Consider the following 14,654-nt stretch of genomic DNA (forward strand, 5'->3'; position numbering starts at 1 on the left):
CCGCTTCTGCCTGTGACGCAAGTCATCACCCACCTCGGCACCAACCCGACGCTGACCGTGCCGGTCGTCGTCGGCGTGGAACCCGACGTCCGCGGAGCGTGGCACCGGCTCGCCGAGGTCGCCGACTTCTTCGGCATCGCAATGCCGGGGCTGGACGACTTCCGGGTCGCGGTGCTCGAACAGCTGGCGGCCACCCGACCCGTCGGCACGATGCTGGCGGTCACCGTCACGGTGTTCGACGTCGACGGGCGGAGCCGGGTGGTCGTCGGAAGCGAACCGGTCGAGCCCGTTCGACCGGCGCCCGTGCGCATCGGCCGCTGCGACGCCGTCGGCCTCGTCCCGCGCTCGGCCGACCCGGTGTGGCGCCGGATGGCGGGACGCACCACCAGCAGGGGTCACATCGACCAGTTCCAGCGGTGGCTGGCCGATCAGGGCTGGGTCGACGCCGTTCCCAGTGCCGAACCGTCCGACGCGCCGTACCTCGGTGCCCTGGTCGTCGAGACCGCCAACGGGCTGTTCGGGATCGAGGACCCGGAGCCCGCATCGCTGCTGGACCAACTCGCCGCCTGCGGCGTCACTGCCCACGTCGAGCGAACCGGGCGCGTGCCCGCCGACGTGACCCGGGCGTGGTGGGTCTCACCGCGCTTCCTCATCCATCCCGTGGCCGACCTCGACGGTACGAGCCTCCCGGCGCACGGCGCCCCGCCCTTCGTGGAGCAACGATGACCGAGCACTTCGACCCAGACGCCTACCGGGCGTTCAGCATCGACGGTTACGACCTGACCGACGGCAGGTTCACGGCGCGGTACGCGCTACGCGGCCGCGACGGGACCGATGACGTCCACTTCGCCGAGGTCGTGGACTTCGGGACCGACCTGCCGAGCCAGGCCGACGACCGCCTCCTCCGTCTGCTCACGCTGACGTGCTCCCCGAGCTACTACAAGGCAGCCGTCCCGCCCACCATCGAGATCGGCTTTGCGACAGCGGAGTTCGAGAAGCAGTATCTGCGCGAACTCATCGCGGGCGGACTCGGCGAGTTCGCCTACCGCGGGTCGCTGCCGTCGGCGTTGACGCCCGACGTCATCGGACCGGATGCGCCGGCGGCTCCGGCGGGGCCCAGGGGTTCGGACGGCTTCGACGCCGCGGCCAGGCCGCTGGTGCCCGTCGGTGGCGGCAAGGACTCCGTGGTCACCATCGAACTCCTCAAGCGTCACGGCTTCGACCCGATGCTGTTCAGCGTCAACGAATTCGACCCGATCGATAGGTGCATCGAGATCAGCGGTCTCGACAGCACCCGGGTCCGGCGCTCGATCGACCGGACACTCATCGAGCTCAACTCCCGCGGTGCGTACAACGGGCACGTCCCGGTGACCGCGATCAACAGCGTGATCGGGTTGATCGTGGCCGACGCCAGGGGATTGGGCCCCGTCGTGTTCTCCAACGAGCGGTCCTCCAACGTCGGCAACGTGCAGTGGCTGGGCCGCGACGTGAATCACCAGTGGTCCAAGAGCATCTCGTATGAGACGCTGCTGCGCACGACCCTGACCGAGCACGGGATGAACCCCGACCGGTACTTCTCGCTGCTGCGGGCACTCTCGGAGTCCGAGATCGCCGACCGGTTCCGCGACTTCCCCCAGTACTTCGGCGCGTTCATCAGCTGCAACCGGCCGTTCGCGCTCGATCCCGGCCGGCGGGCCGCATCGTGGTGCGGGCACTGCCCGAAGTGCCTGTTCGTCTTCCTGCTGATGGGACCTCGGCTCGGCAGGGTCCAGTTGGAGAAGATCTTCGGCCGCAACGTCCTGCAGGACACGGACAATCAGCCAGGGGTCGAGGACATCGTCGGCCTCGGCGCGCACAAGCCGTTCGAGTGCGTCGGCGAGTACTACGAGGCGGCCGAGGCGATGCTCGCGATCCTCGACGACGGCGAATGGGGCGGTCTGCCGCTCGTCGAGGCCGTGCGGCCGCGTCGCGCCGAGCTGATGACGGTCGCGACCACCGAGGATCCGACGGCATCGGACGTGCACTACGTACCCGACCGGTACGCCGCGACGCTGGACTGAGCCGACGCACGTGACCGGAGACTCGAACACCGCAGGGGCCCGGCTGGACCTGACCGACCGCGTCGTCGGGATATGGGGTTTCGGCCGCGAGGGAATCTCGATGGCACGCACCGCATCCGCAGCGGGTGCGGCGCGCGTCGATGCGGTCGACGACGTCGGCCGGCGGCCGTTCGAGACGCCGGACGGCATCGACCGACTCACCGTGTACCGCGGACCCGAGCACCTGGACCGGTTGCGCGACTGCAACGTGGTGTTCGTCAGCCCCGGCGTGCCGTGGCACCACCCCGTGTTCGCGCAGCTGCGGGAGTCCGGGACGGAGATCTCCAGCGCCGCAGACTGGTTCGTCAGCCGCTTCGGCGCCCAGACCATCGGCGTGACGGGCACCAAGGGCAAGTCGACCACCGCGTCGTTCCTGGGCCGCCTGCTCGGCGAACTCGGGGTCGAGAACGTCGTGGCGGGCAACATCGGCACCCCGCTGTCGGACCTGTCGCCCCGGCCCGGTCAGGTGGTGGTCGCGGAGCTGTCCAGCCAGCAGGCCGCGCTGCTCACCGCCTCGCCCGCCGTCGCCGTGATCACCAACCTCTACGAGGATCACCTCGACTGGCACGGCGACACCGCGTCGTACTACGCCGCGAAGGCCAACGTGTTCCGCAGGGGCGCCCGCGCTCTGGTGTGTACACCGGAGGTCGTCGAGCGGCTGCGCGGCATCGGCGTCACCGACCTCCCGGCCACCCTGCACCTCGTCGATCCAGCCGCGGTGCCGCCGATTCCCGGTGGGTCGGTGATGTCGTTGCCGCACAACGCCGTCAACGCCGCGCTGGCGGTCGCGGCCGCACGGGCGGCCACCGGCCGCGAGATCGACGCGGAGATCGTGCACGCCGCCGCCGCGGTGTTCGAGGGGCTGCCGCACCGCCTCCAGACCGTCCGCACCACGAACTCCGGGGCCAGGCCGATCCGGTGGGTCGACGACACCCTGGCCACCACGGGGGAGAGCGTCGTCGCCGCGCTCCGGTCGACTCCCTCCGACGCCACCGTCGCGCTGATCGTCGGCGGCATGGACCGCCAGCTCGACTACGCGCAGGTCGACGACTACCTCTGCAGCGGCGCCCGCAGGGTCACGCTCATCCAGTCGCCGAGCAACGGGGCCATGATCGGCCGCCGCTTCGCCCGAACCCACCCGGATGACACCCGCGTCGTCGCGGACCTCGGCGAGGCCGTGCGGATCGCCGCCGCCCTACCCGACGTCGACGTCGTCCTGCTCTCGCCAGGCGCGGCGAGCTACGACCTGTATGCGAACTACGAGGCCAAGGGTGCCGCGTTCCGCGGCCTCATCGACGCCCTCACCGGCCCCACCGGCAGCGCGTCCGCCGACGTCGCCCCACCCAACTAACCTGGAACCCGTGCCCGATCCACAGACGTACCGACCCGCCGTCGGGTCCATCCCGCTGCAGCCGGGCGTCTACCGCTTCCGCGATCCTCGCGGGCGGGTCATCTACGTCGGAAAGGCCAAGAGCCTGCGCAGCCGGCTGAACTCGTACTTCGCCGACGTGTCCGGGCTGGCGCCAAGGACCAGGCAGATGGTCACCACCGCGAGCAGCGTCGAGTGGACCGTCGTCAACACCGAGGTCGAGGCACTTCAGCTCGAATACAACTGGATCAAGGAATTCGACCCGCGGTTCAACATCCGCTACCGCGACGACAAGTCCTACCCGGTGCTGGCGGTCACGCTCAACGAGGAGTACCCCCGGCTGTTCGTCTACCGCGGGCCGCGACGCAAGGGCGTCCGCTACTTCGGGCCGTACTCGCATGCCTGGGCCATCCGCGAGACCCTCGACCTGCTCACCCGGGTGTTTCCGGCGCGGACCTGTTCCAACGGGGTCTTCAAGCGGCACAGCCAGATCGGGCGACCCTGCCTGCTCGGATACATCGACAAGTGCTCGGCGCCGTGTGTGGGCAACGTCACCGCCGAGCAGCACCGCAGGATCGTCGAGAACTTCTGCGACTTCCTCGCCGGCAAGACCGACCGCCTCGTCCGCGACCTCGAGAAGCAGATGAACGCCGCGGCCGAGGAACTCGACTTCGAGCGGGCAGCGCGGTTGCGCGACGACATCGGTGCGCTCAAGCGGGCGCTCGAGAAGCAGACCGTCGTATTCGGCGACGGCACCGACGCCGACGTGGTGGCGTTCGCCGACGACGACCTCGAGGCGGCCGTGCAGGTGTTCCACGTCCGTGGCGGCCGGGTGCGCGGTCAGCGCGGCTGGGTGGTCGAGAAGTCCGGCGAGCCTGGCGAATCCGGCCAGGAGCACCTCGTCGAGCAGTTCATCACGCAGTTCTACGGCGAGCAGGCCGAACTGGGCGGGTCGGCGGACGAGGCGAATGCGCCGGTGCCACGCGAGGTGCTGGTCCCGTGTCTGCCGGAGAACGCCGAGGAACTGACCACCTGGCTGACGGGTCTGCGCGGCTCGCGGGTGCGGTTGCGCGTGCCGGTCCGTGGCGACAAGCGGGCATTGGCCGAGACGGTGCACCGCAACGCCAAGGAGGCGCTGACGCAGCACAAGCTCAAGCGCGCGGGTGACTTCACCGCGAGATCGGCTGCACTGCAGAGCATTCAGGAATTCCTGGGTCTGGCCGACGCGCCGCTGCGGATCGAGTGCGTCGACATCAGCCACGTGCAGGGCACCGACGTGGTCGCGTCGCTGGTGGTGTTCGAGGACGGTCTGCCCCGCAAGTCGGACTACCGGCACTTCGCGATCAGGGAGGCCGCGGGCGACGGTCGCAGCGACGACGTGGCGTCGATCGCCGAGGTGACCCGGCGACGCTTCCTGCGCCACATCGGCGAGGCCGACCGTCCGCTGATCGAGGACGGCAAGGCGCGCCGCTTCGCCTATCCGCCGAATCTCTACGTCGTCGACGGCGGCGCGCCCCAGGTGAACGCCGCGGCCGCCGTGCTCGAGGAACTCGGCGTGACCGACGTGGCCGTCATCGGCCTGGCCAAGCGGCTCGAGGAGGTGTGGGTCCCCGCCGAGGCAGACCCGGTGATCATGCCGCGCAACAGCGAGGGCCTGTACCTGCTGCAGCGCATCCGCGACGAGGCGCACCGGTTCGCGATCAGCTACCACCGGAGCAAGCGGTCCAAGCGGATGACGGCGTCGGCGCTCGACTCGGTGCCCGGCCTCGGCGAGCACCGCCGCAAGGCGCTGGTGACGCACTTCGGCTCGGTCGCCCGGCTCAAGGAGGCCACCGTCGACGAGATCACCTCGGTGCACGGCATCGGCGTCACGACGGCAAGGGCCGTGCTGGAGGCCCTCGGCGTGGAAGTGCCGGGCGCGGAAGCCGTGGCCGCACCGGCCGAACCGGTCCCAGAGGAGCCGCTGATCGACCATGATCGGACGAGGGCATCCGGATGACAGAACAGAACACGAGCGACGAACTGCACGACGGCGGCATCGCCGGGGGGGACGGCATCGACGTCGTCCTCGTCACCGGGCTGTCCGGGGCAGGACGCGGCACGGCCGCCAAGGTGCTCGAGGACCTCGGCTGGTACGTCGCGGACAACCTGCCGCCCGAACTCATCGCGAGGATGGTGGAGCTGGGGCTGGCCGCGGGTTCGCGGATCACCCGGCTGGCGCTCGTCATGGACGTGCGCTCGCGCGGGTTCACCGGCGACCTCGACTGGGTGCGCAGCGACCTGGCCACCCGCAACATCACCCCGCGGGTGCTGTTCCTCGAGGCGTCCGACGACATGCTGGTCCGGCGTTACGAGCAGAACCGGCGCAGCCATCCGCTGCAGGGCAATCAGACGCTGGCCGAGGGCATCGCCGCCGAACGCGCCATGCTCGCCCCGGTGCGGGCGGCGGCCGACCTCGTCATCGACACGTCGAAGCTGTCGGTGCACGACCTGCGCGCGAGCGTCGAGCGTGCGTTCGGGACGGAGGCCGTCGCGCACACCAGCGTCACGGTCGAGTCGTTCGGCTACAAGTACGGGCTGCCGATGGACGCGGACACCGTGATGGACGTGCGGTTCCTGCCCAACCCGCACTGGGTCGACGACCTGCGGCGGCATACCGGCCAGCATCCGGGGGTAAGGGACTACGTGCTGGGGCAACCCGGCGCGATGGAGTTCCTCGACACCTACCATCGCCTTCTTGAAGTCGTCATCGATGGGTACCGCCGGGAGGGGAAGCGCTACATGACCGTCGCCATCGGCTGCACCGGCGGCAAGCATCGCAGCGTCGCCATCGCGGAGGCACTCGCGGCCCGGCTGGAGGACGGCGAGCAGGTGACCGCGCGGGTGCTGCACCGCGACATGGGGCGCGAATGAGTGCACGCATCGTCGCGCTCGGCGGCGGGCACGGTCTCTATGCCACGCTGTCCGCCGCGCGCCGGCTGACGCCGCACGTGACCGCGGTGGTGACGGTGGCCGACGACGGTGGGTCGTCGGGCCGGCTGCGCAACGAACTCGACGTCGTACCGCCGGGAGACCTGCGAATGGCGTTGGCGGCGTTGGCAGCCGACACCCCGCACGGTCAACTGTGGGCGACGATCATCCAGCACCGGTTCGGTGGCAGCGGCGCGCTGGCGGGCCACCCCATCGGGAACCTGATGCTGGCTGGGCTCAACGAGGTGCTGGCCGATCCGGTCGCGGCACTCGACGAACTCGGCCGCGTCCTGGGACTGAAGGGCCGGGTGCTGCCGATGTGCCCGATCGCGCTGCAGATCGAGGCCGACGTGGGTGGGCTGGAGACCGATCCGCGGATGAGCCGCGTCATCCGCGGTCAGGTCGGCATCGCCACCACCGTCGGCAAGGTGCGCCGGGTGCGCTTGCTGCCGGGCAACCCGCCCGCCACCCGCCAGGCCGTCGACGCGATCATGGCCGCGGACCTCGTGGTGCTGGGCCCCGGCTCGTGGTTCACCAGCGTCATCCCGCACGTGCTGGTCCCGGAGTTGGCCGCCGCCCTGCAGGCGACGCAGGCGCGCCGCGCGCTGGTCCTCAACCTGGTGTCGGAGCCGGGGGAGACGGCAGGCTTCTCCGCCGAGCGGCACCTGCACGTGCTGGCCCAGCACGCGCCGGGATTCCGGGTGCACGACATCGTCGTCGACGCCGCCAGCGTGCCGAGCGAGCGGGAACGCGAGCAACTCAGACGGACCGCGGCCACCCTGGATGCCGCCGTCGAGTTTTCCGACGTGTCCCGACCTGGTACACCATTACATGACCCGGCGCGGTTGGCCGCGGCTCTGGAGCGGGTGCGGCTGCGGGGGAGCACCGCCGCGCCCACCGTGGAGCCGACGATTCCCACGCCCACCGTCCGATCGGTCGACGAGAGGTGACAGTTACGTGGCGATGACTGCCGAGGTCAAGGACGAACTGAGTCGGCTGGTGATCAATTCGGTGACCGCACGGCGCGCCGAAGTGGCGTCGCTGCTCCGGTTCGCCGGGGGACTGCACATCGTGGCGGGACGCGTGGTGGTGGAGGCCGAGGTCGACCTCGGGATCATCGCGCGGCGGCTGCGCAAGGACATCCACGATCTCTACGGCTACAACGCCGTCGTGCACGTGCTGTCGGCGACCGGCATCCGCAAGAGCACCCGCTACGTCGTCCGGGTCGCCCAGGACGGCGAGGCGCTGGCCCGGCAGACCGGTCTGCTCGACCTGCGTGGCAGGCCGGTGCGCGGGCTGCCAGCGCAGGTGGTCGGCGGCAGCGTCGGGGACGCCGAAGCGGCTTGGCGCGGTGCGTTTCTCGCGCACGGATCGCTGACCGAGCCCGGCCGCTCCTCGGCGCTGGAGGTCAGCTGCCCAGGACCCGAGGCGGCGCTGGCACTGGTCGGCGCGGCGCGGCGACTAGGGGTCAGCGCGAAGGCCCGCGAGGTCCGCGGTGCCGACCGGGTCGTGGTGCGCGACGGCGAGGCCATCGGCGCGCTGCTCACCCGGATGGGCGCCCAGGACACCAGGCTCACCTGGGAGGAGCGCCGGATGCGGCGCGAGGTGCGGGCCACCGCGAACCGTCTCGCGAACTTCGACGACGCGAACCTGCGCAGGTCGGCGCGGGCCGCCGTCGCCGCCGCCGCACGCGTGGAGCGGGCGCTGTACATCCTCGGCGACACCGTGCCCGACCATCTGTCGACCGCGGGCAGGCTGCGCGTCGAGCACCGCCAGGCATCCTTGGAGGAACTCGGCCGCCTCGCCGACCCGCCAATGACCAAAGACGCTGTGGCCGGCCGCATTCGGCGACTGTTGTCGATGGCCGACCGCAAGGCCAAACAGGACGGCATTCCGGACACCGAATCCGCGGTGACGCCGGATCTGCTCGACGACGCCTGAGTTCACCTCGCGTTCTGACCAGGCTGCACGCGCTCGACCGCCCGCTACTAGGCTGGCTGCGGGCAGTCCATCACCGACTAAGGAGACATGCGTGACCATCCGGGTAGGCGTGAACGGCTTCGGCCGCATCGGGCGAAACTTCTTCCGCGCGCTGGATGCGCAGAAGGCAGAAGGCAAGAACACCGACATCGAGATCGTCGCGGTCAATGACCTCACCGACAACGCGACGCTCGCTCACCTGCTCAAGTTCGACTCGATCCTGGGTCGGCTGCCCTACGACGTGAGCCTCGAGGGCGAGGACACCATCGTCGTCGGAGGTCACTCCATGAAGGCGCTCGCCGTGAAGGAGGGCCCCGCCGCGATTCCGTGGGGCGATCTGGGCGTCGACGTCGTCGTCGAGTCCACCGGCATCTTCACCGCGCGCGACAAGGCGCAGGGCCACCTCGACTCCGGCGCCAAGAAGGTCATCATCTCGGCGCCCGCGAGCGACGAGGACATCACGATCGTGCTGGGCGTCAACGACGACAAGTACGACGGCAGTCAGAACATCATCTCCAACGCGTCGTGCACCACGAACTGCCTCGGCCCGCTGGCCAAGGTGCTCAACGACGAGTTCGGCATCGTCAAGGGCCTGATGACGACGATCCACGCCTACACCCAGGACCAGAACCTGCAGGACGGTCCGCACAAGGACCTGCGTCGCGCCCGTGCCGCCGCCATCAACATCGTGCCCACCTCGACCGGCGCCGCCAAGGCCATCGGCCTGGTGCTGCCCGAACTCAAGGGCAAGCTCGACGGCTACGCGCTGCGCGTGCCGATCCCCACGGGCTCGGTCACCGACCTGACCGCCGAGCTGGCCAAGCCGGGCACCGCCGCGGAGATCAACGCCGCGTTCAAGGCCGCCGCCGACGGACCGCTCAAGGGCATCCTCAAGTACTACGACGCGCCGATCGTGTCGAGTGACATCGTCACCGACCCGCACAGCTCGCTGTTCGACTCCGGTCTGACCAAGGTCATCGACAACCAGGCCAAGGTCGTCTCCTGGTACGACAACGAGTGGGGCTACAGCAACCGCCTCGTCGACCTGGTCGCACTCGTCGGCAAGTCGCTGTAGGTCCGTCCAGCAGCCATGGCGCTCAAATCCCTGTCCGACCTGCTGTCCGAAGGCGTCGACGGTCGGGGCGTGCTGGTGCGCTCCGACCTGAACGTCCCCGTCGACGACGATGGCAACATCTCCGACCCCGGCCGCATCATCGCGTCGGTTCCGACGCTCAAGGCGCTGGCCGACGCGGGTGCCAAGGTCGTCGTCACCGCCCACCTCGGCCGCCCCAAGGGCGGGCCGGACCCGAAGTACTCGCTGGCGCCGGTCGCGACCGCGCTCGGCGAGCACCTCGGCAGGCACGTCCAGCTTGCCGGTGACGTGGTGGGAACCGACGCCCTGGCGCGAGCCGAGGGCCTGACCGACGGCGACGTGCTGCTGCTGGAGAACATCCGCTTCGACGAGCGGGAGACCAGCAAGGACGACGCCGAACGCCTGAAGCTGGCCAAGGCCCTGGTCGAACTGGTCGGCGACGATGGGGCATTCGTCTCCGACGGCTTCGGCGTCGTGCACCGCAAGCAGGCGTCGGTGTACGACGTGGCGACGCTGCTGCCGCACTATGCAGGCAACCTGGTCGCCGCGGAGGTCGAGGTGCTCAGGCAACTGACCAGCTCGACGGAGCGTCCGTACGCCGTCGTGCTCGGCGGGTCCAAGGTGTCGGACAAGCTCGCGGTGATCGAGAACCTGGCGACCAAGGCCGACAGCCTCATCATCGGCGGCGGCATGTGCTTCACCTTCCTTGCCGCCCAAGGTGTTTCGGTCGGTTCCTCGCTGCTGCAGGAGGAGATGATCGACACCTGCCGCCAACTGCTCGAGGACTTCGGCGACGTCATCCACCTGCCCGTCGACATCGTCGTGGCGGAGAAGTTCGCCGCCGATTCGCCGCCGGAGACCGTGGCGGCGGACAAGATCCCCGACGGCAAGATGGGGCTCGACATCGGCCCCGAGTCGGTGAAGCGCTTCACGGCTCTCCTGTCGAACGCCAAGACGGTGTTCTGGAACGGCCCGATGGGCGTGTTCGAGTTCCCGGCGTTCGCGGCGGGCACCAAGGGCGTTGCGGAGGCCATCGTCACCGCGACCGGCAAGGGCGGCTTCAGCGTCGTCGGCGGCGGCGACTCGGCCGCGGCTGTCCGCCAGCTCGGGCTGCCCGATGACGGGTTCTCGCACATCTCCACCGGTGGCGGTGCGTCACTGGAGTACCTCGAGGGCAAGGAATTGCCCGGCATCCAGATCCTGGAGTCTTGAGACACATGGCGCGCAAACCGCTCATCGCAGGCAACTGGAAGATGAACCTCAACCACTTCGAGGCCATCGCCCTGGTGCAGAAGATCGCATTTTCGTTGCCGGACAAGTACTTCGACAAGGTCGACGTCACAGTCATCCCGCCGTTCACCGATCTGCGCAGTGTGCAGACGCTGGTCGACGGCGACCGGCTGCGGCTCACCTACGGCGCGCAGGACGTGTCGCAGCACGACTCGGGCGCCTACACCGGCGAGATCAGCGGGGCGTTCCTGGCGAAGCTGGGCTGCTCGTTCGCCGTCGTGGGCCACTCCGAGCGGCGCACGTACCACGGCGAGGACGACGCGCTGGTCGCGGCGAAGGCGGCCGCGGCCATCAAGCACGGCCTCACCCCGATCGTCTGCATCGGCGAGGGCCTCGACGTCCGCGAGGCGGGCGACCACGTCGCCTACAACGTCGAACGGCTCAGGGGCTCGCTGGCGGGGCTCTCCGCCGAGCAGCTGAGCAAGGTGGTCATCGCCTACGAGCCGGTGTGGGCGATCGGCACCGGCCGGGTGGCCAGTGCTGCCGACGCCCAGGAGGTGTGCTCGGCCATCCGCAAGGAGCTGGCGGAACTCGCGTCGGTCGACGTGGCGGCCACGGTGCGCGTGCTCTACGGCGGCTCGGTGAACGCCAAGAACGTCGGCGAGATCGTCGGTCAGACCGACGTGGACGGCGCCCTCGTCGGCGGTGCGTCACTGGACGGCGAGCAGTTCGCGACGTTGTCGGCCATCGCGGCCGGCGGCCCCCTGCCGTAACCCCCTGGCGGGGAACGGTCGGTTCACCCGTTATTCTGGGAGCCATGTACCTGGCCTTGCAGATCACCCTCATCGTCACCAGCTTGTTGGTGGTGTTGCTGGTGTTGCTGCACCGCGCCAAGGGTGGCGGCCTGTCGACGCTGTTCGGCGGCGGTGTGCAGTCCAGCCTGTCGGGATCCACCGTGGTCGAGAAGAACCTCGATCGGCTCACGTACTTCGTCACCGGCATTTGGCTGGTGTCGATCGTCGGCATCGCGCTGCAGATCAAGTACGGCGTCTAGGAGACTTCTCACCCTGCGTCACCGTCGGTGCCCATCGATACTGGACGCATGGCAGACGGAACGGACACCGCGCTCGAACCCATTGGCCCGGTGCGCCGAACACAGGTGGGCCGTGAGGCGACCGAACCGATGCGCGAGGACATCCGGCTCCTCGGCGCCATCCTCGGTGACACGGTGCGCGAGCAGAGCGGCGATGACGTCTTCGACCTCGTCGAGCGGGCCCGCGTCGAGTCGTTCCGGGTCCGCCGCTCCGAGATCGACCGCAGTCAGCTCGCGGCACTGTTCGACGGCGTCGACGTCCACCAGGCCATCCCGGTCATCCGTGCCTTCACCCACTTCGCGTTGCTCGCCAACGTCGCCGAGGACATCCACCGGGAACGGCGCCGGGCCGTGCACGTGGCGGCGGGGGAGCCACCGCAGCGCAGCAGCCTGGCGGCGACGTACCTGAAACTCGAGTCGGCCGAACTCGACTCCGCGACGGTCGCGGACGCCCTGACCGGCGCCCTGGTCTCGCCGGTGATCACCGCGCATCCGACCGAGACGCGGCGGCGCACGGTGTTCGACACCCAGCACCGCATCACGGAGTTGATGCGGCTGCGCGCCAGCGGGCTCACCACCACCGGGGACGGCCGCGACATCGAGCGGGAACTGCGCCGCTGCATCCTGACGCTGTGGCAGACGGCACTGATCCGGTTGTCGCGGTTGAAGATCCAGGACGAGATCGAGACAGGTCTGCGGTACTACCCGGCGGCGTTCTTCGACGTCATCCCGAAGGTGAACGCCGAAGTGCGCACCGCGCTGCAGGCCCGCTGGCCCGACGCCGACCTGCTGTCCGAGCCCATCCTGCGGCCCGGGTCGTGGATCGGTGGGGACCGGGACGGCAACCCGAACGTGACGGCCGAGGTGGTTCGGCTCGCGACCGGCAACGCCGCCTACACAGCCTTCGACCACTACTTCTCCGAGATCACGGCCCTCGAGCAGGAGCTGTCGATGTCGGCGCGGCTCGTGAAGGTCACCGACGAACTGACCGCACTCGCCGAGATCTGCGCTGAACCCGCCCGCGCCGATGAACCGTACCGGCGCGCGCTGCGGGGGATCCACGGCAGGCTGACGGCCACGGCTCGGTCGATCCTCGACCGCCAGCCGGAACGCGAACTCGACCTGGGGCTCGACCGGTACGGCTCACCGGACGAACTGCTGGCCGACCTCGACGTCGTCGACGCCTCGCTGCGGGCCAACGGCAGCGCGGTCGTTGCCGACGACCGGCTGTCCCGACTGCGGGAAGCGGTGCACGTCTTCGGCTTTCACCTGTCGGGCCTGGACATGCGGCAGAACTCCGACGTCCACGAGGAGGTCATCGCCGAGCTGCTCGCGTGGGCGGGCGTCCATCCCGACTACCGGTCGCTGCCCGAGGACGACCGCGTGGAGATCCTGGTCGCGGAACTCGGCACCCGCAGGCCCCTGGTCGGCGAGAACGCCGAACTGTCCGACCTGGCCCGCAAGGAACTCGACATCGTGGCAGCGGCGGCGCGCGCGGTGCGGGTGTTCGGGCCGCAGGCCGTACCCAACTACATCATCTCGATGTGCCAGTCGGTCTCGGACATGCTGGAGGCGGCGATCCTGCTGAAGGAGGCCGGCCTGCTCGACGCGTCGGGAGAGCATCCCTTCGCCCCCGTCGGCATCGTGCCGCTGTTCGAGACCATCGACGATCTGCAGCGCGGGGCGTCGATCCTCGAGGCCGTCCTGGACCTCCCGCTGTACCGCGCGATGGTGCACGCCAGGGGCGAGCAGCAGGAGATCATGCTCGGCTACTCCGATTCCAACAAGGACGGCGGCTACCTCGCGGCGAACTGGGCGCTGTACCGCGCCGAGCTGGATCTGGTCGAGTCGGCCCGCAAGACCGGGATCCGGCTGCGGCTGTTCCACGGCCGCGGCGGAACCGTGGGACGCGGCGGCGGCCCGAGCTACGACGCCATCCTGGCGCAGCCGCCGGGCGCGGTGAAGGGGTCGCTGCGCCTCACCGAGCAGGGCGAGATCATCGCCGCGAAATACGCCGAGCCCCGAACGGCCCACCGCAACCTGGAGACCCTGCTCGCGGCGACGCTGGAATCCACGCTGCTCGACGTCGAAGGGCTCGGCGACACGGCCGAGCCGGCCTACGAGGTGCTCGACGACCTCGCGGCACGGGCGCAACGCGCCTACGCCGACCTGGTGCACGACACCGACGGGTTCGTCGAGTACTTCAAGGCCTCGACGCCGGTCAGCGAGATCGGAGCGCTCAACATCGGCAGCAGGCCGACCTCGCGCAAGCCCACTACCTCCATCGCCGACCTGCGGGCCATCCCGTGGGTGCTGGCGTGGAGTCAGTCGCGCGTGATGCTGCCCGGCTGGTACGGCACGGGAACGGCCGTCGAGGAGTGGATCAACGGTGGCCCAGAGAGCCCGGACGAGAAGCTCGCCGTGCTCCGCGACCTGTACGAGCGGTGGCCGTTCTTCCGCTCCGTGCTGTCCAACATGGCGCAGGTGATGGCGAAGGCCGACATGGGTCTGGCAGCGCGCTACTCGGAGCTGGTCGAGGACGAGGCGTTGCGGCACAGGGTGTTCGACAAGATCGTCGACGAGTATCACCGCACGGTCCGCATGCACGAGATCATCACCGGCCACGACGACCTGCTGGCCGACAACCCCGCGCTGGCCCGGTCGGTGTTCAACCGCTTCCCGTACCTGGAACCGCTCAACCACCTTCAGGTCGAGCTGCTGCGCCGGTACCGCGCGGGCGACGCCGACGAGCTGGTGCAGCGGGGGATCCTGCTCACCATGAGTGGGCTGGCGACGGCGCTGCGCAACAGCGGCTGAGGC

General features: G+C 69.7%; 12 protein-coding genes. All 12 read left to right on the forward strand.

Translation table 11 applies throughout. The features are described 5' to 3' along the window. The first annotated feature begins 12 nt into the window (after positions 1-12). The 12 genes from LOK44_RS17305 to ppc all read left to right on the forward strand — a co-directional run bounded on the left by LOK44_RS17305 (position 13) and on the right by ppc (position 14,651). A complete protein-coding gene (locus LOK44_RS17305; protein WP_237571332.1) occupies positions 13-726 on the forward strand; it encodes a hypothetical protein in 714 nt (237 codons plus the stop codon). Further along, the gene (locus LOK44_RS17310) at positions 723-2,060 is read left to right on the forward strand and encodes a MurL-like N-terminal domain-containing (RefSeq protein WP_237571333.1); all 1,338 of its coding nucleotides are present in this window, start codon (positions 723-725) and stop codon (positions 2,058-2,060) included. The genes LOK44_RS17305 and LOK44_RS17310 overlap by 4 nt, the downstream gene beginning before the upstream one ends. 10 nt (positions 2,061-2,070) lie before the next feature. Continuing rightward, complete coding sequence (locus LOK44_RS17315; protein WP_237571334.1) at positions 2,071-3,450, forward strand: Mur ligase family protein; 1,380 nt, start codon at positions 2,071-2,073, stop codon at positions 3,448-3,450. Between the two features lie 10 nt (positions 3,451-3,460). Then, positions 3,461-5,467 carry an excinuclease ABC subunit UvrC gene (uvrC, locus tag LOK44_RS17320; protein WP_237571335.1) on the forward strand — a complete coding sequence of 669 codons (2,007 nt, stop codon included), beginning with the start codon at positions 3,461-3,463 and terminating at the stop codon, positions 5,465-5,467. Beyond that, the gene (rapZ, locus tag LOK44_RS17325) at positions 5,464-6,381 is read left to right on the forward strand and encodes an RNase adapter RapZ (protein ID WP_237571336.1); all 918 of its coding nucleotides are present in this window, start codon (positions 5,464-5,466) and stop codon (positions 6,379-6,381) included. Before uvrC ends, rapZ begins: the two co-directional genes overlap by 4 nt. Then, positions 6,378-7,388, forward strand: coding sequence for a uridine diphosphate-N-acetylglucosamine-binding protein YvcK (yvcK, locus tag LOK44_RS17330; protein WP_237571337.1), 1,011 nt, complete (start codon positions 6,378-6,380; stop codon positions 7,386-7,388). Before rapZ ends, yvcK begins: the two co-directional genes overlap by 4 nt. 13 nt (positions 7,389-7,401) lie before the next feature. After that, positions 7,402-8,379 (forward strand): DNA-binding protein WhiA, encoded by a 978-nt coding sequence (gene whiA / locus LOK44_RS17335; RefSeq protein ID WP_163924634.1) that lies wholly within the window; start codon positions 7,402-7,404, stop codon positions 8,377-8,379. A 91-nt stretch (positions 8,380-8,470) separates the two neighbouring features. After that, entirely contained in the window at positions 8,471-9,493 is a 1,023-nt protein-coding gene (gap, locus tag LOK44_RS17340; RefSeq protein WP_237571338.1) for a type I glyceraldehyde-3-phosphate dehydrogenase, read from the forward strand. Positions 9,494-9,508: 15 nt separating this feature from the next. After that, positions 9,509-10,723 (forward strand): phosphoglycerate kinase, encoded by a 1,215-nt coding sequence (locus LOK44_RS17345; protein ID WP_237571339.1) that lies wholly within the window; start codon positions 9,509-9,511, stop codon positions 10,721-10,723. A gap of 5 nt (positions 10,724-10,728) precedes the next feature. Then, entirely contained in the window at positions 10,729-11,514 is a 786-nt protein-coding gene (gene tpiA / locus LOK44_RS17350) for a triose-phosphate isomerase (RefSeq protein WP_237571340.1), read from the forward strand. A 44-nt stretch (positions 11,515-11,558) separates the two neighbouring features. Further along, positions 11,559-11,795 carry a preprotein translocase subunit SecG gene (gene secG / locus LOK44_RS17355; protein WP_163917764.1) on the forward strand — a complete coding sequence of 79 codons (237 nt, stop codon included), beginning with the start codon at positions 11,559-11,561 and terminating at the stop codon, positions 11,793-11,795. A gap of 48 nt (positions 11,796-11,843) precedes the next feature. Continuing rightward, positions 11,844-14,651: a phosphoenolpyruvate carboxylase gene (ppc, locus tag LOK44_RS17360; protein ID WP_237571341.1), complete on the forward strand. Its 2,808-nt coding sequence runs from the start codon at positions 11,844-11,846 to the stop codon at positions 14,649-14,651. Positions 14,652-14,654: the final 3 nt, after the last annotated feature.

The sequence above is a fragment of the Mycolicibacterium lacusdiani genome (assembly GCF_021916785.1).
Classification (GTDB): Bacteria; Actinomycetota; Actinomycetes; order Mycobacteriales; family Mycobacteriaceae; genus Mycobacterium; species Mycobacterium lacusdiani.

What these genes read in the sequence shown, in the direction of transcription:
- LOK44_RS17310 (WP_237571333.1), top strand. Translation starts at nt 723, where the DNA reads ATGACCGAGCACTTCGACCCAGACGCCTACCGGGCGTTCAGCATCGAC.
- rapZ (WP_237571336.1), top strand. Translation starts at nt 5,464, where the DNA reads ATGACAGAACAGAACACGAGCGACGAACTGCACGACGGCGGCATCGCC.
- yvcK (WP_237571337.1), top strand. Translation starts at nt 6,378, where the DNA reads ATGAGTGCACGCATCGTCGCGCTCGGCGGCGGGCACGGTCTCTATGCC.
- whiA (WP_163924634.1), top strand. Translation starts at nt 7,402, where the DNA reads ATGACTGCCGAGGTCAAGGACGAACTGAGTCGGCTGGTGATCAATTCG.
- LOK44_RS17345 (WP_237571339.1), top strand. Translation starts at nt 9,509, where the DNA reads ATGGCGCTCAAATCCCTGTCCGACCTGCTGTCCGAAGGCGTCGACGGT.
- tpiA (WP_237571340.1), top strand. Translation starts at nt 10,729, where the DNA reads ATGGCGCGCAAACCGCTCATCGCAGGCAACTGGAAGATGAACCTCAAC.
- secG (WP_163917764.1), top strand. Translation starts at nt 11,559, where the DNA reads ATGTACCTGGCCTTGCAGATCACCCTCATCGTCACCAGCTTGTTGGTG.
- ppc (WP_237571341.1), top strand. Translation starts at nt 11,844, where the DNA reads ATGGCAGACGGAACGGACACCGCGCTCGAACCCATTGGCCCGGTGCGC.